Below are 21,590 nucleotides of genomic sequence, written 5' to 3'. Positions count from 1 at the left end.
GGCTGTGCCCCCGTGCCCGCCCCCAGAGTTAGTTGACCTGGGACAGTTGACAATTGACAGCAAGGGGTTTTAACAGCCTACAATTGACAGTTGACAATTGACAGCGAGGGGTTTGTAACAGCGAAAAATTGAAATTTGACAATTGACGCTTGATAACTATCAACTATCAACTCTCAACTCTCAAAGATTGACTATCAACTATCAACTCTCAATAGATTCTTTACTCTTTACTCTTCACACATTATGCTTAGTGCCTTGCTCTGGTTGCCCGCGTTGGGCGCTGCGGTAGTCGGGTTCCTGCCCGGAAACATAAATGGGATGCGCCTGCGTTCAATAGCCTCAGCTTTTGCTGCTGTTGTTTTCCTGTTGAATATCTGGCTGTTAACTCAATTCGATCCAGCAAATTCGGGACTGCAATTTCAAGAATATTTGCCTTGGATTCCACAATTAGGTTTGAGCTACAATTTGGGCATTGACGGCTTGTCATTGCCGCTGCTGGTTTTAAGTGCTTTGCTGACGCTATTAGTCATTTACGGCACGGGCGAAAAGATGGAGCGCCCCCAGCTTTACTACGCTTTGATTTTGCTAATCAATGCTGGTATTGCCGGAGCTTTGATGTCTCAAAATTTGCTGCTGTTTGTACTGTTTTACGAAGTAGAATTAATTCCTTTTTACCTGTTGATTGCGATTTGGGGCGGAAAGCAGCGGGAATACGCTGCCATGAAGTTTTTGATCTACACGGCAGTTTCGGGACTTTTAGTGCTGGCAGCATTTTTGGGTGTTGCTTGGCTGAGCGGTTCTTTAAATTTCGATTACAGTGCGATTACCACTCAAGAATTGCCGAGAAATGTGCAGTTAATCCTGCTAACAATTTTGCTAATTGGGTTGGGAATTAAAATTCCCTTGGTGCCGCTGCACACTTGGCTGCCGGATGCTTACGTGGAAGCTTCGCCAGCAACAGCAATTTTGCTGGGAGGGATTCTGGCGAAGTTGGGAACTTACGGTTTAGTGCGGTTTGGCTTGCAGATGTTTCCCGAAACTTGGTCGATTATAGCTCCCGGTTTAGCGATTATCGGGACTGTGAGCGTGATGTACGGTGCTTTGAGCGCGATCGCCCAAAAAGACATCAAGCGCATGGTAGCCTATAGTTCGATCGGGCATATGGGCTACATCCTCGTTGCCTGCGCTGCGGGTACGAAGCTGGCATTAATCGGTGCAGTCGGGCAAATGGTAAGCCACGGCTTAATTTTAGCTTTGCTATTTTATTTAGTAGGCATCATCGAAAGCAAAGTCGGCACGCGAGATTTGGACGTGCTCAACGGTTTGATGAATCCGATGCGGGGTTTACCCACGGCTAGTTCCCTGTTAGTTTTGGGCGGCATGGCAAGCGCCGGCATTCCGGGTTTGGTGGGTTTTATTGCCGAATTTTTAGTATTTCAAGGCAGTTTCTCTATCTTTCCAATTCCCACTTTAATCTGCATTTTAGCTTCGGGTTTAACAGCCGTTTACTTTGTGATTCTGCTCAACCGCACCTGTTTTGGGAAGTTGGACAATGCCACGGCTTACTACCCTCCAGTTACGTTTGCTGAAAATATGCCGGCGCTGGTTTTGGCGGGCATCATTTTTGTGTTGGGAATTCAACCTGCTTGGCTGCTCAAGTGGAGCGAATCTACTACAAATGCGATCGTTGCAACTCTGCCTGCAGACAGAAATGCTCAAGTAGCCAAAATAGCTATACTTGGAAAACTTGGAGCTTGAAATCGCTTTTGACCTCAAATTCGGATGTGGCGAAGCGCCCGTCATCCGAATTCGAGGTCAAACTGCACAAACGAAGTCCGCGCAACGCGAGACTAAGATAGCTCAGCGATTAAAATAGGTTCTGCACTTGCCTTGCGTCCGCCTGTGCGGCCGTACAAATATCTACTCGTTACTAGGCTCTGCCTCCAATTTTCATGAAAGATTTTGGACGCAGAGCCTCCAGATAAATACCAGGAGACGATTGCTCGTGAAACCGAAAAAACTTTTCCGTGTATCCGCAGTTACAACCCTTCTTTTAGTAGTGGCAACTTCTGCTTTTGCACAAGCTATAACTCGAATTCGTGATTTGCCAGCGAAAACAGGAATTACCATCTCTGGCCGAGTAGTCGGTTTTGGAGAAGCTGATGAAAATGAGTGGATTATCGAGGACAGCAGCGGTCGAGTTAGAGTCGATGCCGGCCCGCGCAGGTGGCGCAATATTAATCTATCAGAAGGGGAAACAATTACCGTTGTTGGCGAGATGGATGACGGCGAATTTGATGCTTTTTCTATTACAAAATCCAACGGATCAATTATCGAAATCCGCTCTCCACAAGGCCCGCCGCCTTGGGCTGGAGGGCGGGGAAGATAACTGTAAAAAGCAGCGCTATCTTTCCGAAAAGCCTGAGATTTGGGATAACCTAATTCCCGAAGAGAGCAATTTATAAATAGGCAAATTCATTCAAAAAAAGTAACAAACAATGGTACAAACTCCTAGGAAATCGGCAAATAAACTACCGCCTTCCAAACACGAATTTGCCGAAATAATTCACATACTGGAAGCGGGCGGCGCTATGATTCCAGATACGCCGGAAAATCTGATGCAAATCATCGCTATTTGGAAAGCTTACGCGGTGCCGATGGACTTTTACTGGCGGGATTTGCTTTACATCGCCGAACGAGTATTTTTACACCCGCTTCCTTTCTTTAAATACTTTTTACCGCAAGAGTATTTAGATTTACAAAATCACTATGCAGGCGACGGTGCAGATTTGCGGATTTGGCGAGGTACTGGAAGTGTTCACCCAGAACTTTTGGAGTTCATGGAGAAGGGTGAAACTGGTAAACTCCCGCGACTGTTCCACCATTTGTGGCACGATCGCATTAACATGGAATTTGCCGAAGAGTGCATGAGGTCAATGCTTTGGCACCGGGGCTTATACGTCCCAACCAATCAATTCGATCCTTATTTGGACAGTGACGAATATAAAGCTAATGCCGATCGCGCAATTAAAGCTTACTTCAAAAAAGACCCGTTCATGCTGGCAATTCACAAAGCATTTCCCGAAATGTTTTTAGAACAGTGCCGCCAAATGTCTTATTACAGCAATCTCGGTTTATTCTGGGAAGTAATGGCACCGGTGTTTTTTGAAGTTTCCGACTTGTACGACGAAGGGAAAATTACCACAGTCCCGCAAGCGATGGATTTCCTAGTAAATGGGATATTTGCGATCGCCGGAAGGCCCATTTACCACCATGTCCAAATCGACGGTGAAACCTACGAAATCATCCCCAAATCTAAAGGTTTTACTTGGCTTTACGAAGCAGCGTTACCTTACGTGGAGGCTGTATTTTATCGCACTTCGCCCTTCCGAGGCACCAAATCTTACAATGCTCAAGCGAAGGAAGTTCCTGACGACCAAAAAGACTTCCACTACGGAGTGCTTTATGCAGACAAATTCCCGGTAGGTACGGCGGGGATTCCGCCGACTTTGCTAGCACAAGATATGCTGCATTTCCTGCCACCTTATTTGATGGATTTCTACAAACAGCGCTGCCGCGGCGAAGATGATATCCTAAATCAAATTGGGGTGACATTCCAGCGATCGATGTACTGCGTAACTTCGGCGGTGATTCAAGCGTTACGGACTGCTCTTTTGTATCCTTTAGATGACCCGAATCCAAAGCATTTGAAGGCAAATCGGGCTTTCTTTGAGTCTCAGATCGATCGCTTCTGTCGCCCGGAATACGGCATGAAATATGCGGCGAAGCTCAAGAATATTCAGACTTCGGATTATAGGTAAAAGATGTTTGCGGCAGACATCTTAGCTTCCAAGTCCGCCAATCCGTTAGTCCGCCAGGGGTTGAAACCCCTGGCTCAAAGTTAAAGTCGGTTGAAACCGACTAGAAAAAATGAGAGCTTTTTAATCAGTTTCAAAAGTAGTATAATATTAGATTAGTTCGCATCATAATTATTCATCTCTCTCTCTCTTCTCTTCCTCTGCGTTCTCTGCGTTCTCTGCGGTTTAACCATTCCGATATAAAAAATAACCAATAACTATGGACAGCAAAGAGCTAGCCAAATATATCGAAGCAACCGATGGGATTTCCAAACCTTGGCTGTTGGTGCAACTGCGGCTGAAAAAATTGCAAGAAAGGCGATCGGAGATTTCTGCTGAAGAGTATATGACAGAACTTACCGACATTCACAAAGATTTAATGAATCTGGGGGAATGGTGGCTGGGTATCGAGGATGAAGTGTTTTAAAATTTAATTGAAAGTTCAACTAGGATTAAGTCGATCGCACTTTAAAATTTCTCCATCAAATCTTTTTCTTGAGCATAGACACCTCGTAGCTGTTGCAGCGCCGCCCCAGAAATGACCGATTTAACAGTAGCTACCAATTGGCCCCACTCTAGCAAGCTGTCAACTGAAACAGCTTTTTTGAACTTGTGGGTGTAGAATTTAGTCCAAAATGCTGGTGCTAGCTTGCTTTTCCAGCGTTTGTACCATCTGCCAAAATCTTGAAGTGCGATCGGCTTTACTGCTAAAATCGGGGGAAAATCAGCGTAGCTGACAAAGCGGCTGATGCCTTTGGCGTGCACGTAAACCATGTAGCGACAGCATTCGATGCGGTAAATCTCGTCGGCTGCGATATTGAACAGGAGTGCGACTGTTTCTTCGGTAACAAATCTCGCCAGCGGATGCAGGATTGGCGATTTATGAATTATTCTGGATTCTGCGATCGTTCGCGATTTTGCCGGAGTTTCTGATATCATGGCTAGTACACCTCTGGATATGGTTAGTAGACTTCTGGATATGGCAAATGCACTTTTTGATAGAAAGAAATAATCTGTCCAGATGAGGTTTTAAAGACGATCGCCCTTTAGTTTTCCAGGCCGGGGGGCGATCGCTCTTTACATATAAAATTGTACGACGCAATTGCATCAACTGTCAAGCATGGGTTTAGTCAGGCTAAAAATTCGGGAACTAGCGGCGGAGAAGGGCTGGACGCTTAAGGAAGTATCCGATCGTTCCGGGGTAATTTATAGCACAGTCAGAAGCTATGCTCGTCGTCCTGAAATGGCAATGGTTGACTTTACTTGCCTGCGGAAGTTAGCTCGGACTTTTGATGTGATGATTGAGGATTTGGTTGAGGTTTTGGAGGAATAGGTCGATCGCCCTTTAGTTGTCCAGACCAGAGGCGATCGCTTTTTCAGATATCTAATATTAAACGACAGCAGATTGTCATTTGTCAAGTCAGTATGAGCAAAGGCTTAGTGAGGTTGCGGATTCGGGAGTTTGCGGCCCAGAACGGCTGGACACTTAAGGAAGTTTCCGATCGATCGGGCGTTGGTTACAGCACCATCAGAAACTACGCCCAATGTCAAGGCATGACAACCGTTAATTTTGCCTACTTGCACAGGTTGGCTCGCACGTTTGACGTAATGATTGAGGATTTGGTGGAGATTTTGGAGGAATAGGTCGATCGCCCTTAATTTGTCTAGACCGGGGGCGATCGCTTTTTTGTATTTTTTACACTATAGCATGATTAACTGTAGTTAGTCAAACATTATTGCAGTTAATCGGATTGATGATGGTAACATCAAGGAAAGTTATTAATCGTTGATTATTCTTCGTGGCAAAAACTAATACGGCGATCGCGGTCAGTTCCGTGATTAAGGAAGTCATTCAAAAACAAGCCCAAGCGACCAGACTAACTCAGAAGGAAGTCGTGTACTTGGGAATGCTGGCAATTGATGCACTCGATAAGGAAAGCCGCCAAGAATTGGCTGACAAGGTGCATCAGATGCAGGTGAATGGGGAGATTTGAAGCTGAAGAAAACCAGGTCAACAGTTTCATCTTTACCGCTAAAAGCGACTAAACTTTACCCACGGTCGATCGGATGAAGGATGTCACATCAACAATCTCGGCTTGAGAATATTGCTTGCGTATCACCTCAATTTTCTTTCTTTTGCTTTCAACGTAGAGTTGCACAGTCAATTGGGCGATCGAGTAAATCCACCATAGCAAAAAGGGCGATATCAACTTCTGGCTTCTTCCTTGAGCAATCCGTTCTGGTGCAGCGCGGTTGTTGAGATGCTATGGCTACCTCGGTGCTTTACGCCAACCATTGGCTTTAGCCTCTGACTCTGTGCAAAACCATCTCTCACCCCTAGCTGGATCGATAACTGTTGATTCGTAATCTTCCATGCCTGGAAGGTGATAAACTTTATTGCCTGTATCGATCGAGATGTTGCCTTTGATAGTACATCCTGGTTTGGCGATCGATGTAATTGGAGAGAGAGAACGACTGCGACTCAACTGCATTGTAAAAAGCACAATGACAGCCAGAATCCCAATACCAAAAACTGTTTTGAGTACACCCCGTTTCTTTGGTTTCTGGTTTGTGGGCTGATGTCGAGGTGCAACACCTTGAATTGATGCTCTAGTTGCACGTACTTTCCCGTCTGTTTCAGCAACTCGATCGTATAAAATCGTATCTCCGACTTTTGGGCGACGACTTGCTTCCTTCAGCGCACTGATCTGCAAGAAAACTTCTTTACTGCCATCATCCGGTTTAATGAAGCCAAACCCCCGATCGTCTTTCCAGGTTGTCAGTTGCCCTTTATTCAGAACAGGTTTCATAAAATTGAACTTTTATTCCTGCTTAACAGACTCAGCCAACCGCTTCGCATTCTCTCGCCGATGAACATTAATCGGACTGTTGCGAATATCAGCTTCTACCATAGCCGTTAGTTCATCTAAACTGAGAGTTAGAGCCTCAAGCCGTTGACAGACACCTAGAAGATTTCTCATAGTCTTTTGGATTACTTCACGATCGGGGAGTTTGGGTGTTTCACTCATGGCAGGTGAAAATCTCTTTTGGCTTCCCGGATAGTGGCTTCGCATCGCCCTCAACTTGTGCTTGCTCAATCGTTTGAGCTACTAGATTCAGCATAGCAGAAAAAGCTGTTGGCTGTGATTCAGAAATCCGCACCAACAATGTGTAAAAGCGAGAGTAAGGATTTCTTAATAGTGGCTATATTTTCCTGCTGTAACTTCGCTATAAAACAATATTCTTCACTCTCCATCCTCAACCAAAATACCTAAAAAAATCCCCCGCCAGAAGGCAGGGGATTTCATTTAATTACCTAGAAACCAGAGTTCAGAGTTATCCGAATTTCCCGGCTGTCGAGGCAATTACAAAGGCCGCGTAAGTGAGGACGTTGCCCACAGTAAAGTGAACTAAGCCAACCAAACGACCTTGGACGATCGACAAAGCAACAGGCTTGTCTTTCCAGCGAACCAAGTTAGCCAAAGGAGTGCGCTCGTGAGCCCAAACCAAAGTCTCGATCAACTCTTGCCAGTAACCTCTCCAAGAGATCAGGAACATGAAACCAGTTGCCCAAACAAGGTGTCCGAATAAGAACATCCAAGCCCAGACTGACAAGTTGTTAGTACCATACGGGTTGTAACCGTTGATCAACTGAGAAGAATACAGCCAGAGGTAATCGCGGAACCAGCCCATCAGGTAGGTAGAAGACTCATTGAACTGAGCCACGTTACCTTGCCAGATACCCAGGTGCTTCCAGTGCCAGTAGAACGTTACCCAAGCTAGGGTGTTCAACATCCAGAATACAGACAGGTACATCGCGTCCCAAGCAGAGATGTCGCAAGTACCGCCACGGCCGGGGCCGTCGCAAGGGAAAGCATAACCGAAGTCTTTTTTGTCCGGCATCAGCTTAGAACCGCGTGCATCCAGAGCGCCCTTGACCAAGATCAAGGTGGTGGTGTGCAAGCCTAGTGCGATCGCGTGGTGAACCAAGAAATCGCCAGGTCCGATCGCCAAGAACAGAGAATTAGTACCGCTGTTAATCGCATCCAACCAGCCTGGGAGCCATACGTTGCCGTAGTTGGGCCAAGCGGTAGAAGCAATGCTGTCGGGGTTAGACAACAGCACGTCCATGCCGTAGAGAGCTTTTCCGTGAGCAGCTTGGATGAACTGTGCGAACACTGGTTCAATCAAGATTTGCTTTTCAGGAGTTCCGAAAGCAACTACAACGTCATTGTGAACGTACAAGCCGAGAGTGTGGAAGCCCAAGAACAGCGACACCCAGCTCAAGTGAGAGATAATCGCTTCTTTGTGCTGCAACACGCGATCGAGCACGTTGCCTTTGTTTGCTTCAGGATCGTAGTCCCGCACCAAGAAGATAGCTCCGTGGGCGAAAGCGCCGACCATGATGAATCCAGCAATGTACTGGTGGTGGGTGTAAAGCGCAGCCTGAGTCGTGAAGTCCTTACCTATAAAAGCGTAGGGAGGCATCGCGTACATATGCTGTGCTACCAAGGAGGTAATTACGCCCAAAGCAGCGAGGTGAAATGCCAGTTGGAAGTGCAGCGAGTTGTTGTAGGTTTCATACAAGCCTTGGTGAGGCAAGTTGAACTGCCCTTCGCTCTTGCCGCCGACCAAACCAGCCTTAGAATCCAACATCTCTTTGATGCTGTGACCGATACCGAAGTTAGTCCGGTACATATGACCGGCAACGATAAACAGAACTGCGATCGCCAAATGGTGGTGAGCGATGTCTGTCAGCCACAGGGATTCTGTTTGAGGGTGGAAGCCGCCCAAGAAAGTCAGAATTGCGGTTCCAGCGCCTTCGGAAGTACCGAAGACATGGTTCGCTGCATCTGGATTCTCGGCGTATACGCCCCAGTTACCACTGAAGAACGGAGCCAAACCAGCCGGGTGAGGCGGGGTAGACAGGAAGTTGTCCCAACCTACGTGCTGTCCGCGAGATTCGGGGATAGCAACGTGAACCATGTGACCAGTCCAAGCCAAAGAGCTGACACCGAACAAACCAGCCAAGTGGTGGTTGAGGCGAGATTCAGCATTTTTGAACCAAGACAAGCTGGGGCGGTACTTGGGCTGGAGGTGCAACCAACCTGCGAACAGGAAGACAGCCGCCAGCAGTAGCAAGAAGATAGCTCCTTGATACAGGTCGGCGTTTGTCCGAATCCCTTGGGTGAACCACCAATGGTAGACACCGGAGTAAGAGATATCCACCGGGTTAGAAGCGCCCCCTTGAGTGAAAGCTTCTACTGCAGGAGCGCCGAACTGCGGGTCCCAAATCGCGTGAGCGATCGGGCGGACGTTTAGAGGGTCTTTAATCCACTGTTCAAAGTTACCTTGCCATGCTACGTGGAACAGGCTGCCCGAAGTCCACAAGAAAATGATTGCTAGGTGGCCGAAGTGAGAAGCAAAAATCTTTTGGTAAAGATTTTCTTCGGTCATGCCATCGTGGCTTTCAAAGTCGTGTGCTGTGGCAATCCCGTACCAGATCCGCCGTGTGGTCGGGTCTTGGGCAAGGTCTTGGCTAAATTTTGGAAATTTCGTTGCCATAAGCCTTGATTAATCCTGAATCCTGAACAAAATTGAAGGGATTCGGTTCGGAGTTTGGATTCTCGATTGGAGATTCCTCCCAAATCGAGAATCCAAAACCTAGGGGTAGTTTACCCTACCGAAATGATTCGCGCTAGGAAAAATGCCCACGTAGTGACAATTCCTCCTAGGAGGTAGTGAGCTACACCCACAGCCCGACCCTGAATAATGCTCAGAGCGCGAGGCTGAATCGACGGAGCTACCTTGAGCTTGTTGTGAGCCCAAACAATCGACTCAATCAGTTCTTGCCAGTAGCCGCGGCCGCTGAACAGGAACATCAAGCTGAAGGCGAAGACGAAGTGTCCAGCTAGGAACATCAAACCGTAGGCCGACAGTGCCGAACCGTAGGACTGAATTACCTGAGAAGCTTGCGCCCACAGGAAGTCCCGCAACCAGCCATTGATCGTGATCGCACTTTGTGCGAAGTTACCGCCGGTGATGTGAGAAATTTCGCCATTTGCATCGACGGTTCCCCACACGTCCGACTGCATTTTCCAGCTAAAGTGGAAAATCACGATCGAGATGCAGTTGTACATCCAGAACAAGCCTAGGAACACGTGATCCCAACCAGAAACTTGGCAGGTGCCGCCACGGCCGGGGCCGTCGCAAGGGAACCGGAAGCCCAAGTTGCCTTTGTCAGGAACCAAGCGAGAACTGCGTGCAAACAACACGCCTTTCAAAAGAATCAGGACTGTAACGTGAATGGTGAAAGCGTGGATGTGGTGGATCATGAAATCCGCCGTACCCAACTCGATCGGCATCATCGCTACTTTGCCGGCGACTACTACTGCACCGCCGCCAAAAGCATGGCTAACGATTTCCGTAGCATTAGGCGCTGTTGTGCCCGGAGCCAAAGCGTGGATGTTTTGCACCCACTGGGCAAATATCGGACGCAACTGAATCCCGGTATCCGAGAACAAATCTTGAGGACGACCGAAAGCGCGCATCGTGTCGTTGTGAACGTACAAACCGAAGCTGTGGAAGCCCAAGAATATACAAACCCAGTTCAGGTGGGAAATGATCGCATCTCTATGACGGATCACGCGATCCAACAAGTTGTTGACATTTCCAGCGGGATCGTAATCCCGAACCATGAAGATTGCTCCGTGAGCGGCTGCTCCAACAATCAGGAATCCGCCAATCCACATGTGGTGGGTGAACAGGGATAGCTGAGTCGGGTAGTCGGTCGCGATGTACGGATACGGAGGCATCGCGTACATATGTTGGGCGACGATGATGCTCAAAGAGCCCATCAGTGCCAAGTTAATCGACAGTTGCGCGTGCCAAGAATTAGTCAGGATTTCGTAGAGACCTTTGTGACCTTCACCAGTGAAGGGGCCTTTGTGGTTCTCTAGGATTTCTTTCATGCTGTGGCCGATGCCCCAGTTCGTCCGGTACATATGACCAGCGACGATGAATAGCACTGCCAAAGCTAAGTGGTGGTGTGCTGTATCAGTCAGCCACAAACCGCCTGTGGTGGGGTTCAGACCGCCTTTGAAGGTCAGGAAGTCTGTATATGCGCCCCAGTTGAGGGTGAAGAAGGGGGTTAAACCTTTAGCGAAACTCGGGTAGATGTCAGCCATCAAGCCCGGTGTCAAAATCCACTCGTGCGGCAGGGGGATGTCGGCAACTGTTTTGATCAGCTTACCGCCGACTGTCAGCGGTGCACCTGCATCGATCGCGTCCATGCAAGCATTGATCGGCAGAGCAACGTGAATTTGTTGTCCTGCGAAGCCCAAGCACCCGCAGCCTAACAAAACTGCCAAGTGGTGGTTCATCATCGATTCCACGTTCTGGAACCATTCCAGTTTCGGAGCGCGGACGTGATAGTGGAACCAACCGGCAAACAGCATCAAAGCTGCCATTACCAGGGCGCCGATCGCAGTGCAATATAGCTGGTATGAGTTAGTGATGCCGTTGGCGCGCCACAGTTGGAATAGACCAGAGGTGATCTGAATCCCGTGAAAGCCGCCGCCTACATCTGCATTTAAAATTTCTTGACCAAAAATCGGCCAGACCACTTGAGCGCTGGGCTTGATGGCTGTAGGATTTGTCAGCCAAGCTTCGTAATTGGAAAATTTAGCGCCGTGGAAATATGCGCCGCTCAACCATACGAAGATTACTGCCAAGTGGCCGAAGTGAGCGCTAAAGATTTTGCGCGAAACGTCTTCTAAGTCACTTGTATGACTGTCAAAGTCGTGAGCGTTAGCGTGGAGGTTCCAAATCCAAGTGGTGGTTTTTGGCCCCTTAGCTAGAGTGCGATCAAAATGACCGGGTTTTGACCACTTCTCGAAAGAAGTTGGAACCGGATTTTTATCGACTACTACCCTAGCTTTTACCTCTCGCTCTGGAGGACTAATGGTCATGAAGACTCTCCTCTCGGTAAGACAAGGAACGAGAACTGAACACTGTACCGGACACTCCCCACGCTTGATGAGGCGGGGGATTCTCGAAAAAGCCGACAATTCACTGCACTTTACTCTTTGCAGAGCTAGACGCAGGTGCATCGTTTTCCCAAGCATTTTGCTTCTGTGAAGAAGCCAGTTTCCCAGTGTCGCTAACAATGTGACTGGGTACTGCCAACTCTTCTCACCAGATGAGCCGCCGATCGCCTCCTTGATTCAGACTTGATACGGCTGCTCCTTTTGAGGGAGTTTTATGAATTATAAGCTTGCTAGAGGAGTATTAATCGCTTGTTAACAATACTTAAAAAACGCTCAATTCTTGATGTAATAACGCCTTTAAATCCCACAGTCGCTCTAAAAAGTCAAGGGGTACTGCCATTAACTTTACAAAACTCAAAGATAAGGTAATTTAGGAATACTCATTTGTAGAGATATGTTTGGGAAAAAGGCTGCAGCAATTAAGAGTAGGAGACGATGGGTTGCCCGCTGCTGCCTCAATCCGGGTTCCTACGCGGCTTTGGAATTCCAAAGCCGGCAATTCCCCAATACTAAATTCATTTTTGGGCTATAGTTCCCTATGAGAAGGCTTCTAGGAGTATGGTTGCGTGATTGGGATCAATTGGCACAGAACGGTTGCGGGCAGGCTGCTGGCATTGTTCGCAGTAGCAGTATTAATTTTGGGTTTAGCAAGTTGTGGCGCGGGCAATCCCGAATTGCCCAAATCAGAGAACAAGAGCGGCTCAGCTACAGCCCCAGTAAACAGAATCTCAGAGGTTTCTCCCCCAGAAGCCATTCAACAACTGCGTCAGGCTCTAGATATCTACCAGCCTCAAATTAGTATTTTGAATCCAAAACCTGACGAAGTGCTTCAGGATATAAATGTGTCTGTTCAGTTCCAAGTGAAGGACTTGCCCATTTTCAAAGATGCAAACTTGGGTTTGGGCCCCCACCTGCAAGTTTTATTAGACAACCAACCTTATGCAGCAGTTTACGACATCAACCAACCTTTAACGCTCTCCGACTTAGAACCCGGAACCCATACCCTGCAGGTGTTCGCGGCCCGCCCTTGGGAAGAAAGCTTTAAAAACGCAGGTGCCGCGGCTCAAACCACCTTTCACGTTTTTACCAAAACAGACGACAACAATCCCGTGAGAACATTGCCCGTATTAACGTACAACAGCCCCCAAGGCAGCTACGGGGCAGAACCCATCCTGCTCGACTTTTACTTGACAAATGCCCCCACGCACGAAGTGGCGCAAGAAAATTCCCAAGATGAAATACTCGATTGGAAAATTCGAGCCACAGTCAACGGCCAAAGCTTTGCGATCGACCAGTGGCAACCTATATATCTTAAAGGATTCAAACCAGGGAAAAACTGGGTACAGCTAGAATTAATTGACGAACGCGGAAATATCGTCAAAAACGCCTTTAATAATACAGTCAGACTGATCGATTTCCAACCGCTCGGCCAAGAGCCTCTTTCAAAATTAGTGCGGGGCGAACTAACAGTAGCAGAAACTCGCGGCATAGTCGATCGTACCTACCAAGCGCCCGAACCGACACCAACCCCAACCCCCGAACCACAACCGACACCTGCATTAGAAAAAACACCAGTTGTCCAACCCTCACCAGCGGTTCCAGAAACCCCAGTTACCCAACCGAGCTCAGAGCCAGCAGTCGCTCCGGCAGTTGCTCCGGTTCAAGTAATAGAACCCACACCGACAGCAACCCCCCAACTCGAAGCGCCAAAAATTGTAGAACCAATTCAAGTAATAGAACCCACACCGACAGCAACCCCCCAACTCGAAGCGCCGAAAATTGTAGAACCAGTTCAAATAATAGAACCGACACCGACAGCAACTCCACCGTTAGAAACCCCGAAAATTGTAGAACCAGTTCAAATAATAGAACCGACCCCAACAGCAACTCCCCAAACAAAAAAACAGGAATATAAAGGATACTACAATCGGTTCCGCAGTTTCTTGCATCAAGAACCCCAACCTGCTAATCCTTCACAGCCACCAACCCTGCCAGAAATAACAGAAAAAGCTCCAGTACCAAAAGTAATCGCTCCCGCGACCCCAGAACCGTCTTCCAATCTTGTACCGCCAACGCAACCAGTTGCCACTGAAACTCCTAGCCAACCAACCAGCGAATCAGCCCCTCCCAAAACAACAGTTTCCGAACCCGAAAACCAGCCTAAATCCGAACAAAAAGTCGAATTTGCCACCTAACAAAAACCTTCTGCATTCATCTGCGTTCATCCGCGTAAATCTGCCTACATCTGCGGTCAAAAATCAAAAATTAGGACACTAAAAAATGACCTACCTCGAAACAGCAGCCAAATTCTACAGCGATGTTGCCGAAACACCCCAAATCGGACTTTGCTGCGTCCAAAGCAGCCCCTTGCAATTGCCAGGATTAAACATTCCCGAACAAATGCAAGAAATGAATTACGGGTGCGGCACAACCGTTCACGCCGCCGAACTTGTAGGCAATCCCTTCGTGCTTTATGTAGGCGTCGGCGGCGGCTTAGAAGCACTACAATTTGCATATTTTTCGAGACACAAAGGAGCGGTTATTGCCGTCGATCCGGTTCCAGCAATGCGAGATGCTGCTGCACGAAACTTGCAAATTGCCGCCAGAGAAAATGATTGGTTCGATGCGAGTTTTGTAGAAATTCGTGAAGGCGATGCTTTTGCGTTGCCAGTGCCGGATGCTTCTGTAGATGTTGTCGCCCAAAACTGCTTGTTTAATATCTTTGAACCCGCAGATTTAGCTAAAGCATTAAAAGAGACTTATCGGGTATTAAAACCCGGTGGCAGATTGTTGATGAGCGATCCGATCGCAACTCGGCCAATTCCCCAACATTTGAAGGAAGACGAACGCTTGCGGGCCCTGTGTTTGTCCGGCGCTCTGACATACGAAGAATACGTTCAACACCTTGTAGACGTTGGTTTTGGGCAAGTCGAAGTGCGGGCGCGCCGTCCTTACCGATTGCTGGACAAACACAATTATCAATTGGATGGGGATTTGCTGTTAGAAAGCCTGGATTCGGTGTCTTTCAAAGTGGATGTACCGGATGACGGAGCTTGCATTTTCACCGGCAAGACGGCGATTTATGCAGGGTCTGAAGAGCTGTTTGATGACGGGGCCGGTCACGTTTTGCAGCGGGGCGTGCCGGCGGCGGTGTGCGATAAAACTGCTGGGAAGTTGGGGGGATTAATGCCCGATAAGGTGTTAATTACGGATTCGACTTGGCATTATAGCGGCGGCGGTTGCTGTTAGGAGAAAAAACGACGGTTTAAACTGCGCCTACACAAACGAAGCCCGCCTACGCGGACTCTTAAGAACCCGCGCCGGCGGGTTTTGTGTCTGTAGCCGCGATTTCCAATGGCCCGGCATATTTGCCAGTCTGGTATAGAGCGGTTTTCAACCGCATGAGGTACAATCAGTAAAAGTAATGTGCTAACTCGCTGTCTTGTAGTTCGCAGTCAAATACGCTAGACTACCCTGTTGGGTCGCGTATCCTAACAAGAGGGAGTTAATGACTAGAAGCATCTCTACAGTAGATTTATTTTGTGGTGCTGGAGGACTAACGCATGGGTTTGAACAAGCAGGTCTTCCAGTCAAAGCTGGATATGATATCGATCCCGCGTGTAAATTTCCATACGAACACAACAACAAAGCCAAATTTATATTACAAGATGTCGCAAATATCAGCGGTTCTGATTTAAGAGAACATTTTTCTACAAGTAGTATAAACATTTTAGCAGGATGCGCTCCCTGTCAACCATTTTCAAGTTATTCAAGACGCTACAACGATCAACAATTGAAGTGGAAACTATGCCGCGATTTTGCTCGTCTGATTGAAGAATGCCAACCAGATGTTATTTCTATGGAAAATGTACTTCAGTTAAAACATCATTCAGTGTTTTATGAATTTATTAATCAATTGAAAAAGTTAAACTATTGCTTTGAATCTTATGAAGTTAACTGTCTAGATTATGGAGTCCCTCAATCTCGAAAGCGATTGGTGTTACTTGCTTCAAAATTTGGCAAAATTAATTTAATTCCAGCCACACATCACCCAGAACGATATAAAACAGTACGACAAACTATTGAACACCTTGAACCCCTGCGGGTCAAGCTTCTAAAAGAGATTGGCTACATAGATGTAGTAAACTTTCTGAATTAAACATGCGTCGTATTCGTGCTTCCAAACCTGGAGGAACTTGGCGAGATTGGCCTAAAAACTTAATCGCAGAATGCCACTTAAAAATAAGCGGTAAAACTTATCCCGCAGTATATGGTAGAATGGAATGGGATAAACCTAGTCCAACTATTACTACGCAGTGTTTCGGTTTTGGTAATGGTCGGTTTGGTCATCCAGAACAGGATAGAGCTATCTCTCTTAGAGAAGCAGCTTTATTACAAACTTTTCCACCAGCATATCACTTTGTACCCCCTGATGAACCAGTACCGATCGATCTAGTAGGGCGATTAATTGGGAATGCTGTTCCTGTTAAGCTAGGGATAGCAATAGCTCGAAGTATTTTAGAACACATCCACCAGGTAAATTAAGGAGAGTGTATAGATTTATCTAAATATTCTTCCTTGTCTAAATAGTCTTGAATATTTTGCAATATTTGCTGGAGGTATTCTATTACCTCTTCCTTGAACTTGAGCAAATCTTCAATACTGACCTTTTGTCCAACTTCTGCAAATGATTTATTGCCGTGGGCTAAATCGTTACGATGCTCCATGATATCCTCTAAGTGTTCACCGTGTTTAGTTTTGGAGTAGTCAGTATCAAAAGAAAATCCATAATTTCTAGCTGTTTCTGTAATCACCTTCCGAGCAACATTACCTGAAAATAATTCTCTACTATTGAAGCCAGAAGTAATAATATCAAGAGAAATATTTTTTATCTTAGAATGAACCTTATCGGGTGAGCGGTTCTTGAAGTTATAGATAACTATTTTTTTGGGCTCAGTTCTCAGAGAGTTAAAAGAAATTTTTTTACTACTTATTTCAGCAAATATCGCTTCTATGGCATTACGCATAGTTGATTCAACAAGATTGTATAGGAGTAAAAAAGCATTTGCTTTGAGTATTTTTGCCAGTTCGGAATCGATAGCTGTATTTTTTTGTTCACCATTCTCTGCTGACACGGGTGATTTTGTTGTTTCTTGGATAAGCGTCTCCAGAAATTCAAAATATTGATTGACTTCTAGGACACGGGTATGGAAATCTAAAAGAACTGTTTGCATAGTTAACGTAAAAGTTGAGCGCGAACATATTCAATACGTTTAATTACTTTTGGTTTGGAGTTGCTTGCATCTGAGGTAGTATATTCCTTGAATTCAGGTGAGTCAAGCCACTTCATTGACTTTGGTTCAAGATCGCTCTTTTCCCTCAAGGCAAGTGCCACACCTACAGAAATTGCCTCAAATCGAATTCTTGGTGTTTTTACATGACCTTTTGTTTTACTAAATCCATTGGGAAAGTATTTTTCAATAAAGTCTAGCATTTTGTGAAATTCAGAGCGCATACCATCTTTATCAATCTCAGCATGGTTATGTTCTTTGAGATATTCATTAAGAAACTCATCAACCCTTCTGTCAAAGTTTTTATAATTATTTAAGTAGGAAAAAAACGCAGTACAAATTCTTCAGGTTCGCGTTTGAGGACAAGTGCATCCGAAAATGGGCATAGTTTGCGAAATTTTGTATCTTTGCTAAGTTCTTCAAGAAGATTGACAAAGGGGCCAAGAGATATGCCTCTCCGCTTCTCCATATCATTTAATTGAACGCTACCTGTATTGATGCGTTCAAACAGATCCCGTCGCGTTTCTTCATCAGCTTTTTCAGTCAGCACAATCATGCGGATGGTAGCACGGTTGAAGCGTCTTTGTCTTGCCAATGGCAAATCGTTGAATTTAAAATTGTTAAGCCTTTTTAGCTTTTCTAGTCCACACAGCTTTAGCTCGTTATTGAGAAATCTGTCTAAAGTACGGATACGTTGGGTTCCATCAACAATTTCTAACCTAGCTAAATCATCCTCATCCTCTTCTTGCTTGGGTCGTAAATCAGCAACAAAAATATAGGGTATAGGTAGTCCTAGCAATATAGATTCAATAAACTTTGACTGTAAGGGTTCAGGCCAAATCATTTCCCGTTGATAGTCTGGTATATACAACTCATTAGTGTCTTCCTCCAACCCATCTGTGTATTTTTGGACAAGCACTTCCACTGGATATTCTTTTGTGTCATAGTCAACTACTTTTCGCTTTTCTCTAATTTCCACTTCTGCGGCTTCTCTTTGTTCATGTGTAATCTCTGGTTCCAGTGGTATTTTGGGGGCTTTGGACATTTTGATCTCCTGTTCGGGCAGCATGTTTGTATCAGAAGTACAGAAAAATTTGGGATTTGGGATTAAAGAGCAAGTATACATTGGTAGCCGTCGCCTTTGAGTGATTGAGGAGAAATCGAATATGAAATATTTTAGGCGTTCCCTGACAGAGCCTGAAAGTGGATGAATTCGCCATCGTGCCTTGTCCCCGTCTTGTGGTACAGGCACTCCGATTTGTACCAAAAACCCAGGTTTAATCAGCTTTCTTCCCATCCTGCCAAACTTCCCGCTAAATTAAAGAAGTAAAAAAATCATTCACATCCTACCCAGGAGATGCCATGCCCCGCGTCAGAGCACCAGAATTCCCCGGAAACTACCCCTGGCTGAACACCGAAAAACCTTTATCCATTGAATCCTTAAAAGGGCGCGTCGTCCTCCTCGACTTCTGGACATACTGCTGCATCAACTGCTTGCACGTCCTGCCCGACTTAAAATACCTCGAACAAAAATATAAAGATTCCCTCACGGTTATCGGCGTGCACTCGGCTAAATTTGAAAACGAAAAAGAAGTAGAAAACATCCGCCAAGCTATCCTCCGCTACGATATCGAACATCCTGTAATCGTTGACAGCGGCATGAAAGTTTGGCAAAGCTACGCGGTTCGCGCTTGGCCGACTTTAATGGTGATCGATCCTGAAAGTTATGTGGTCGGCTTTGTTTCTGGTGAAGGCAATAGAGAAGCACTTGACGAGTTAGTTGGCAAGTTAATTGCTGAATACAAAGATAAAAATGCACTCAAGTTTAAACAACTCAGTTTTAGCTTAGAAAAACAGCGCAAACCTGTATCAACACCGCTGGCTTTTCCCGGTAAAGTGCTGGCATTTGCGATCGCTGCAACGGAGGCAAAACAGCTTCACCAACAGGTCGCGCTTTTGGGCGAAATGACTCAGGAAAATGAATTTGTATAAAATTAACGGTGTCTTGGTTATTTTGGAAAATAATTGCAGGGAAAAGCAAGCATAAAATTTAGGAGAAGCAAGAGACGCCAATTGCTGAAGTTGGTTGACAATAGCTCCCTAATACTATAGTATTCGATTATGACATATAAGACTATTGACTTATTTTCTGGCGCGGGTGGCTTGACTACAGGATTTCACCTGGCTGGTTTTGAATCTTTATGTGCGATCGAGGTGGATGCGAAAGCTCTAGCGACCTATAAGCATAATTACCCAAACACCAGAATTGTTCATCAGGATATACGTGAGCTCAATCCTTTGGATTTGCGATTATGTTTGGGTTTGCAGAGAGAGGAACTAACAGCGTTGATAGGTGGCCCCCCATGCCAAGGATTTTCAAGAAATATTCCTGCTGACTATCGCTACCTCAGCGACTCTCGCAATCAGTTATATCGGACATTTTTAGAATTCGTACAGGAATTTAGACCCCTTTACGTTGTTATGGAGAACGTACCTGAAATCTTGAAAGCTTATGGTGGTGTAGTTAAGAATGAAATTACACAGCAACTTGAGTCGCAAGGTTATAAAGTCACTTATGGATCACTAAACTCCGCGCATTATGGAGTACCGCAGACCAGATCAAGGGCTTTTTTCCTGGCTAGTTTAGATAAACCACTTCAATTCCCTGAACCTACACACGCTGGCGACATTAGAAGCGATTACAGAGCTACTAAATCTTGTTACCAACTTAGTCTCTTAACATCAAACATTTCTTCAGTCGTCACAGTTAGAGATGCGATTGGAGATTTGCCGTCATTGAACGCAGGAGAGGAATATAATGCTGAAGTTTATCCTTTTCCACCCCAAACTGCGTACCAAGCAATGATACGTAATGGAAGTACGAAACTTTTCAATCACGTTGCTCGTGCTTTGAGCCCCATTCAAATGTCAAGAGTGCGTCTTCTTAGTGAAGGGCAAGATGCTAGAGACTTGCCACCAGAATTAGCTCCTAAAAAGCACTATAGCGGTGCATATGGAAGGCTTTACTGGGATAAACCAGCAAGAACTATCACAAGGTGGGTTTTCCATCCCGGATCTGGCAGGTTTTTTCATCCAACCCAAAATCGGACAATTACAATCCGTGAAGCTGCAAGATTGCACTCTTACCCCGATAACTTTAACTTTCTCGGAACATACACTGATATGGCTTCTCAAATCGGAGAATCAGTACCCCCACTTCTAGGTAAAGCAATAGCTGCATCTATTCTCCAAGTTCACTGTCCAAAGACTGTGTACTGAGTTGATCTTGCAAAGCTGAGAGAACAGTTTGCACATATCGATCAAGTGTAATACGAGTTCGCTGAACCCTAATGTGAACTGCTTCTGGAGGAATGGTTCTAGCTCTAAAAAGTTGCTTTTGATTTTTGTACCAAACTAACTCTAGCTTACCTGCAACATTGCCTTGTAGGCCTGCTCCCGGTCTTCCAGTAACTCTATCAACTGTCAAAGCCCAAGAAAAAGCATTTGGGTCAAGTGGAGTAAGAGGGAATTCACAGTAAATATATTCATATCCTCTAATGGTTTTCAGCAGTATGCCTTCATAGCTATTGGTAATGCCCTGTGCTGCTTGACTCGATATAATTTTCTCGTTCCAATGCTGAACAATAGCTGCTCCGAGTTCAGCAGGTGAGGATTGTTCCGTCAAACCAGGAAAACCAAGTTGGGCAGCCTTTTTGATAACATCCGCTCTCTGAATGACAAACAAAAATGTATTTACAACAGTAAGACTATTCAGTTGAAGAGATTTGAGTGACCAACCAGTTGCCGTCGTGGTGTCAACAGCATCATAGAGAAGTTTGCTACGTCCTAATGCTGGATCTGATAAAGGAATATGCTTGACATAATGAAAAATAGCTTCCCAAGTATAATCCTCTATCGAGCCTATAACTGGAGATGCAATGGTAGCAATAATGGCTTGCCTCAATCTTTCAATCTCGTTTTCCGTCAGCACTCAAGTGTTCCTCTACAACTCGTAAAAATTCACCCATTGTTATGTCCAGAGCATTTGTTATGTGACTAAGAACTCTAACAGATGGACTTTTCAGCCCTCGCTCAAGCTGGCTGATATAGGTTCTGTGCAGACCTGTGACTTCTGCCAGATATTCTTGTGACCAACGTTTCTCTATGCGACGACGTTGTATTTCTAGTCCTAAAGTTTGGTCTAGTTTGCTAGGCTGCATAGAGAGAAATAGTAAGGTTTTGAATACAAAAGTTCTACAGACTAAAGTATTCAATGTGGCGATATGAGCACTGAACTCGCCCCCCTCTGGTGGCAATGGCATCTTGGCTGTCTCCAAAAACCTTGGTTTAATCAGCTTTCTTCCCATCCTGCCAAACTTCCCGCTAAATTAAAG

24 protein-coding genes are annotated in these 21,590 nt (G+C 45.8%); 13 read left to right on the top strand and 11 right to left on the bottom strand.

Annotation, left to right across the window (positions count from 1 at the left end; genetic code table 11):
* The first annotated feature begins 243 nt into the window (after positions 1-243).
* The 4 genes from QUA50_RS19155 to QUA50_RS19140 all read left to right on the top strand — a co-directional run bounded on the left by QUA50_RS19155 (position 244) and on the right by QUA50_RS19140 (position 4,284).
* Positions 244-1,758 (top strand): NADH-quinone oxidoreductase subunit M, encoded by a 1,515-nt coding sequence (locus QUA50_RS19155; protein ID WP_333265910.1) that lies wholly within the window; start codon positions 244-246, stop codon positions 1,756-1,758.
* Between the two features lie 301 nt (positions 1,759-2,059).
* A complete protein-coding gene (locus QUA50_RS19150; RefSeq protein ID WP_333299489.1) occupies positions 2,060-2,389 on the top strand; it encodes a NirD/YgiW/YdeI family stress tolerance protein in 330 nt (109 codons plus the stop codon).
* A 109-nt stretch (positions 2,390-2,498) separates the two neighbouring features.
* Entirely contained in the window at positions 2,499-3,821 is a 1,323-nt protein-coding gene (locus QUA50_RS19145; RefSeq protein ID WP_333265906.1) for a CO2 hydration protein, read from the top strand.
* A 256-nt stretch (positions 3,822-4,077) separates the two neighbouring features.
* Positions 4,078-4,284, top strand: coding sequence for a hypothetical protein (locus QUA50_RS19140; protein WP_333140518.1), 207 nt, complete (start codon positions 4,078-4,080; stop codon positions 4,282-4,284).
* A gap of 41 nt (positions 4,285-4,325) precedes the next feature.
* Here QUA50_RS19140 and QUA50_RS19135 read toward each other — a convergent pair whose 3' ends face one another.
* Entirely contained in the window at positions 4,326-4,796 is a 471-nt protein-coding gene (locus QUA50_RS19135) for a hypothetical protein (RefSeq protein WP_333265904.1), read from the bottom strand.
* Between the two features lie 181 nt (positions 4,797-4,977).
* Between QUA50_RS19135 and QUA50_RS19130 the strand changes: the two genes are divergently transcribed.
* The 3 genes from QUA50_RS19130 (at position 4,978) to QUA50_RS19120 (ending at position 5,851) form a co-directional block, all read left to right on the top strand.
* A complete protein-coding gene (locus tag QUA50_RS19130; RefSeq protein WP_006631307.1) occupies positions 4,978-5,190 on the top strand; it encodes a helix-turn-helix domain-containing protein in 213 nt (70 codons plus the stop codon).
* Between the two features lie 92 nt (positions 5,191-5,282).
* Entirely contained in the window at positions 5,283-5,501 is a 219-nt protein-coding gene (locus tag QUA50_RS19125; protein ID WP_293135490.1) for a helix-turn-helix domain-containing protein, read from the top strand.
* A gap of 155 nt (positions 5,502-5,656) precedes the next feature.
* On the top strand, positions 5,657-5,851 hold the full coding sequence (locus QUA50_RS19120; protein ID WP_236506337.1) for a hypothetical protein: 195 nt from the start codon (positions 5,657-5,659) through the stop codon (positions 5,849-5,851).
* Positions 5,852-5,899: 48 nt separating this feature from the next.
* On the opposite strand, the gene QUA50_RS19115 is transcribed toward QUA50_RS19120, so the two are convergent.
* The 5 genes from QUA50_RS19115 to psaA all read right to left on the bottom strand — a co-directional run bounded on the left by QUA50_RS19115 (position 5,900) and on the right by psaA (position 11,827).
* Positions 5,900-6,067, bottom strand: a complete 168-nt coding sequence (locus QUA50_RS19115) for a hypothetical protein (RefSeq protein ID WP_333265901.1) — start codon at positions 6,065-6,067, stop codon at positions 5,900-5,902.
* Between the two features lie 60 nt (positions 6,068-6,127).
* Positions 6,128-6,667 carry a sunset domain-containing protein gene (locus QUA50_RS19110; protein WP_333265899.1) on the bottom strand — a complete coding sequence of 180 codons (540 nt, stop codon included), beginning with the start codon at positions 6,665-6,667 and terminating at the stop codon, positions 6,128-6,130.
* Between the two features lie 12 nt (positions 6,668-6,679).
* The gene (locus tag QUA50_RS19105) at positions 6,680-6,886 is read right to left on the bottom strand and encodes a hypothetical protein (protein WP_333265897.1); all 207 of its coding nucleotides are present in this window, start codon (positions 6,884-6,886) and stop codon (positions 6,680-6,682) included.
* A 307-nt stretch (positions 6,887-7,193) separates the two neighbouring features.
* Positions 7,194-9,422, bottom strand: a complete 2,229-nt coding sequence (gene psaB / locus QUA50_RS19100) for a photosystem I core protein PsaB (protein WP_333057331.1) — start codon at positions 9,420-9,422, stop codon at positions 7,194-7,196.
* A gap of 110 nt (positions 9,423-9,532) precedes the next feature.
* Entirely contained in the window at positions 9,533-11,827 is a 2,295-nt protein-coding gene (psaA, locus tag QUA50_RS19095) for a photosystem I core protein PsaA (RefSeq protein WP_333265895.1), read from the bottom strand.
* A gap of 644 nt (positions 11,828-12,471) precedes the next feature.
* Here psaA and QUA50_RS19090 point away from each other — a divergent pair.
* The 4 genes from QUA50_RS19090 to QUA50_RS19075 all read left to right on the top strand — a co-directional run bounded on the left by QUA50_RS19090 (position 12,472) and on the right by QUA50_RS19075 (position 16,450).
* The gene (locus QUA50_RS19090; RefSeq protein WP_333265894.1) at positions 12,472-14,100 is read left to right on the top strand and encodes a hypothetical protein; all 1,629 of its coding nucleotides are present in this window, start codon (positions 12,472-12,474) and stop codon (positions 14,098-14,100) included.
* Positions 14,101-14,185: 85 nt separating this feature from the next.
* The gene (gene arsM, locus QUA50_RS19085) at positions 14,186-15,154 is read left to right on the top strand and encodes an arsenosugar biosynthesis arsenite methyltransferase ArsM (protein ID WP_333265893.1); all 969 of its coding nucleotides are present in this window, start codon (positions 14,186-14,188) and stop codon (positions 15,152-15,154) included.
* A 259-nt stretch (positions 15,155-15,413) separates the two neighbouring features.
* Entirely contained in the window at positions 15,414-16,064 is a 651-nt protein-coding gene (locus tag QUA50_RS19080; RefSeq protein ID WP_333265887.1) for a DNA (cytosine-5-)-methyltransferase, read from the top strand.
* Between the two features lie 2 nt (positions 16,065-16,066).
* The gene (locus QUA50_RS19075; protein WP_333265885.1) at positions 16,067-16,450 is read left to right on the top strand and encodes a DNA cytosine methyltransferase; all 384 of its coding nucleotides are present in this window, start codon (positions 16,067-16,069) and stop codon (positions 16,448-16,450) included.
* Here QUA50_RS19075 and QUA50_RS19070 read toward each other — a convergent pair.
* From QUA50_RS19070 to QUA50_RS19060, 3 genes are all read right to left on the bottom strand, one after another.
* On the bottom strand, positions 16,447-17,139 hold the full coding sequence (locus QUA50_RS19070) for an MAE_28990/MAE_18760 family HEPN-like nuclease (protein ID WP_333265882.1): 693 nt from the start codon (positions 17,137-17,139) through the stop codon (positions 16,447-16,449). The genes QUA50_RS19075 and QUA50_RS19070 overlap by 4 nt on opposite strands.
* A gap of 2 nt (positions 17,140-17,141) precedes the next feature.
* Positions 17,142-17,399, bottom strand: a complete 258-nt coding sequence (locus QUA50_RS19065; protein ID WP_333265880.1) for a hypothetical protein — start codon at positions 17,397-17,399, stop codon at positions 17,142-17,144.
* A 110-nt stretch (positions 17,400-17,509) separates the two neighbouring features.
* Positions 17,510-18,241, bottom strand: a complete 732-nt coding sequence (locus QUA50_RS19060) for a DUF262 domain-containing protein (protein ID WP_333265877.1) — start codon at positions 18,239-18,241, stop codon at positions 17,510-17,512.
* Between the two features lie 317 nt (positions 18,242-18,558).
* On the opposite strand from QUA50_RS19060, the gene QUA50_RS19055 reads away from it, so the two are divergent.
* Positions 18,559-19,188, top strand: coding sequence for a thioredoxin family protein (locus QUA50_RS19055; protein WP_333265875.1), 630 nt, complete (start codon positions 18,559-18,561; stop codon positions 19,186-19,188).
* Positions 19,189-19,317: 129 nt separating this feature from the next.
* Complete coding sequence (locus tag QUA50_RS19050; RefSeq protein WP_333265873.1) at positions 19,318-20,475, top strand: DNA cytosine methyltransferase; 1,158 nt, start codon at positions 19,318-19,320, stop codon at positions 20,473-20,475.
* Here QUA50_RS19050 and QUA50_RS19045 read toward each other — a convergent pair.
* Positions 20,438-21,187, bottom strand: coding sequence for a hypothetical protein (locus tag QUA50_RS19045; protein WP_333265870.1), 750 nt, complete (start codon positions 21,185-21,187; stop codon positions 20,438-20,440). The genes QUA50_RS19050 and QUA50_RS19045 overlap by 38 nt on opposite strands.
* Positions 21,165-21,563: a helix-turn-helix transcriptional regulator gene (locus QUA50_RS19040; protein ID WP_333233785.1), complete on the bottom strand. Its 399-nt coding sequence runs from the start codon at positions 21,561-21,563 to the stop codon at positions 21,165-21,167. Before QUA50_RS19040 ends, QUA50_RS19045 begins: the two co-directional genes overlap by 23 nt.
* Positions 21,564-21,590 lie beyond the last annotated feature (27 nt).

Origin of the sequence: Microcoleus sp. M2_D5, assembly GCF_036701935.1 — a bacterium.
Taxonomy (GTDB): Bacteria; Cyanobacteriota; Cyanobacteriia; order Cyanobacteriales; family Microcoleaceae; genus Microcoleus.
The sequence above is the reverse complement of the archived record's forward strand: the minus strand, read 5'-3'. Positions and strand labels throughout refer to the sequence as shown.

What these genes read in the sequence shown, in the direction of transcription:
- QUA50_RS19080 (WP_333265887.1), top strand. Translation starts at nt 15,414, where the DNA reads ATGACTAGAAGCATCTCTACAGTAGATTTATTTTGTGGTGCTGGAGGA.
- QUA50_RS19070 (WP_333265882.1), bottom strand. Translation starts at nt 17,139, where the DNA reads ATGCAAACAGTTCTTTTAGATTTCCATACCCGTGTCCTAGAAGTCAAT.
- QUA50_RS19145 (WP_333265906.1), top strand. Translation starts at nt 2,499, where the DNA reads ATGGTACAAACTCCTAGGAAATCGGCAAATAAACTACCGCCTTCCAAA.
- QUA50_RS19040 (WP_333233785.1), bottom strand. Translation starts at nt 21,563, where the DNA reads ATGGGAAGAAAGCTGATTAAACCAAGGTTTTTGGAGACAGCCAAGATG.
- QUA50_RS19050 (WP_333265873.1), top strand. Translation starts at nt 19,318, where the DNA reads ATGACATATAAGACTATTGACTTATTTTCTGGCGCGGGTGGCTTGACT.
- QUA50_RS19055 (WP_333265875.1), top strand. Translation starts at nt 18,559, where the DNA reads ATGCCCCGCGTCAGAGCACCAGAATTCCCCGGAAACTACCCCTGGCTG.
- psaA (WP_333265895.1), bottom strand. Translation starts at nt 11,827, where the DNA reads ATGACCATTAGTCCTCCAGAGCGAGAGGTAAAAGCTAGGGTAGTAGTC.
- QUA50_RS19060 (WP_333265877.1), bottom strand. Translation starts at nt 18,241, where the DNA reads ATGTCCAAAGCCCCCAAAATACCACTGGAACCAGAGATTACACATGAA.
- QUA50_RS19110 (WP_333265899.1), bottom strand. Translation starts at nt 6,667, where the DNA reads ATGAAACCTGTTCTGAATAAAGGGCAACTGACAACCTGGAAAGACGAT.
- QUA50_RS19130 (WP_006631307.1), top strand. Translation starts at nt 4,978, where the DNA reads ATGGGTTTAGTCAGGCTAAAAATTCGGGAACTAGCGGCGGAGAAGGGC.
- QUA50_RS19105 (WP_333265897.1), bottom strand. Translation starts at nt 6,886, where the DNA reads ATGAGTGAAACACCCAAACTCCCCGATCGTGAAGTAATCCAAAAGACT.
- psaB (WP_333057331.1), bottom strand. Translation starts at nt 9,422, where the DNA reads ATGGCAACGAAATTTCCAAAATTTAGCCAAGACCTTGCCCAAGACCCG.
- QUA50_RS19065 (WP_333265880.1), bottom strand. Translation starts at nt 17,399, where the DNA reads ATGCTAGACTTTATTGAAAAATACTTTCCCAATGGATTTAGTAAAACA.
- QUA50_RS19135 (WP_333265904.1), bottom strand. Translation starts at nt 4,796, where the DNA reads ATGATATCAGAAACTCCGGCAAAATCGCGAACGATCGCAGAATCCAGA.
- QUA50_RS19155 (WP_333265910.1), top strand. Translation starts at nt 244, where the DNA reads ATGCTTAGTGCCTTGCTCTGGTTGCCCGCGTTGGGCGCTGCGGTAGTC.
- QUA50_RS19075 (WP_333265885.1), top strand. Translation starts at nt 16,067, where the DNA reads ATGCGTCGTATTCGTGCTTCCAAACCTGGAGGAACTTGGCGAGATTGG.
- QUA50_RS19140 (WP_333140518.1), top strand. Translation starts at nt 4,078, where the DNA reads ATGGACAGCAAAGAGCTAGCCAAATATATCGAAGCAACCGATGGGATT.
- QUA50_RS19125 (WP_293135490.1), top strand. Translation starts at nt 5,283, where the DNA reads ATGAGCAAAGGCTTAGTGAGGTTGCGGATTCGGGAGTTTGCGGCCCAG.
- arsM (WP_333265893.1), top strand. Translation starts at nt 14,186, where the DNA reads ATGACCTACCTCGAAACAGCAGCCAAATTCTACAGCGATGTTGCCGAA.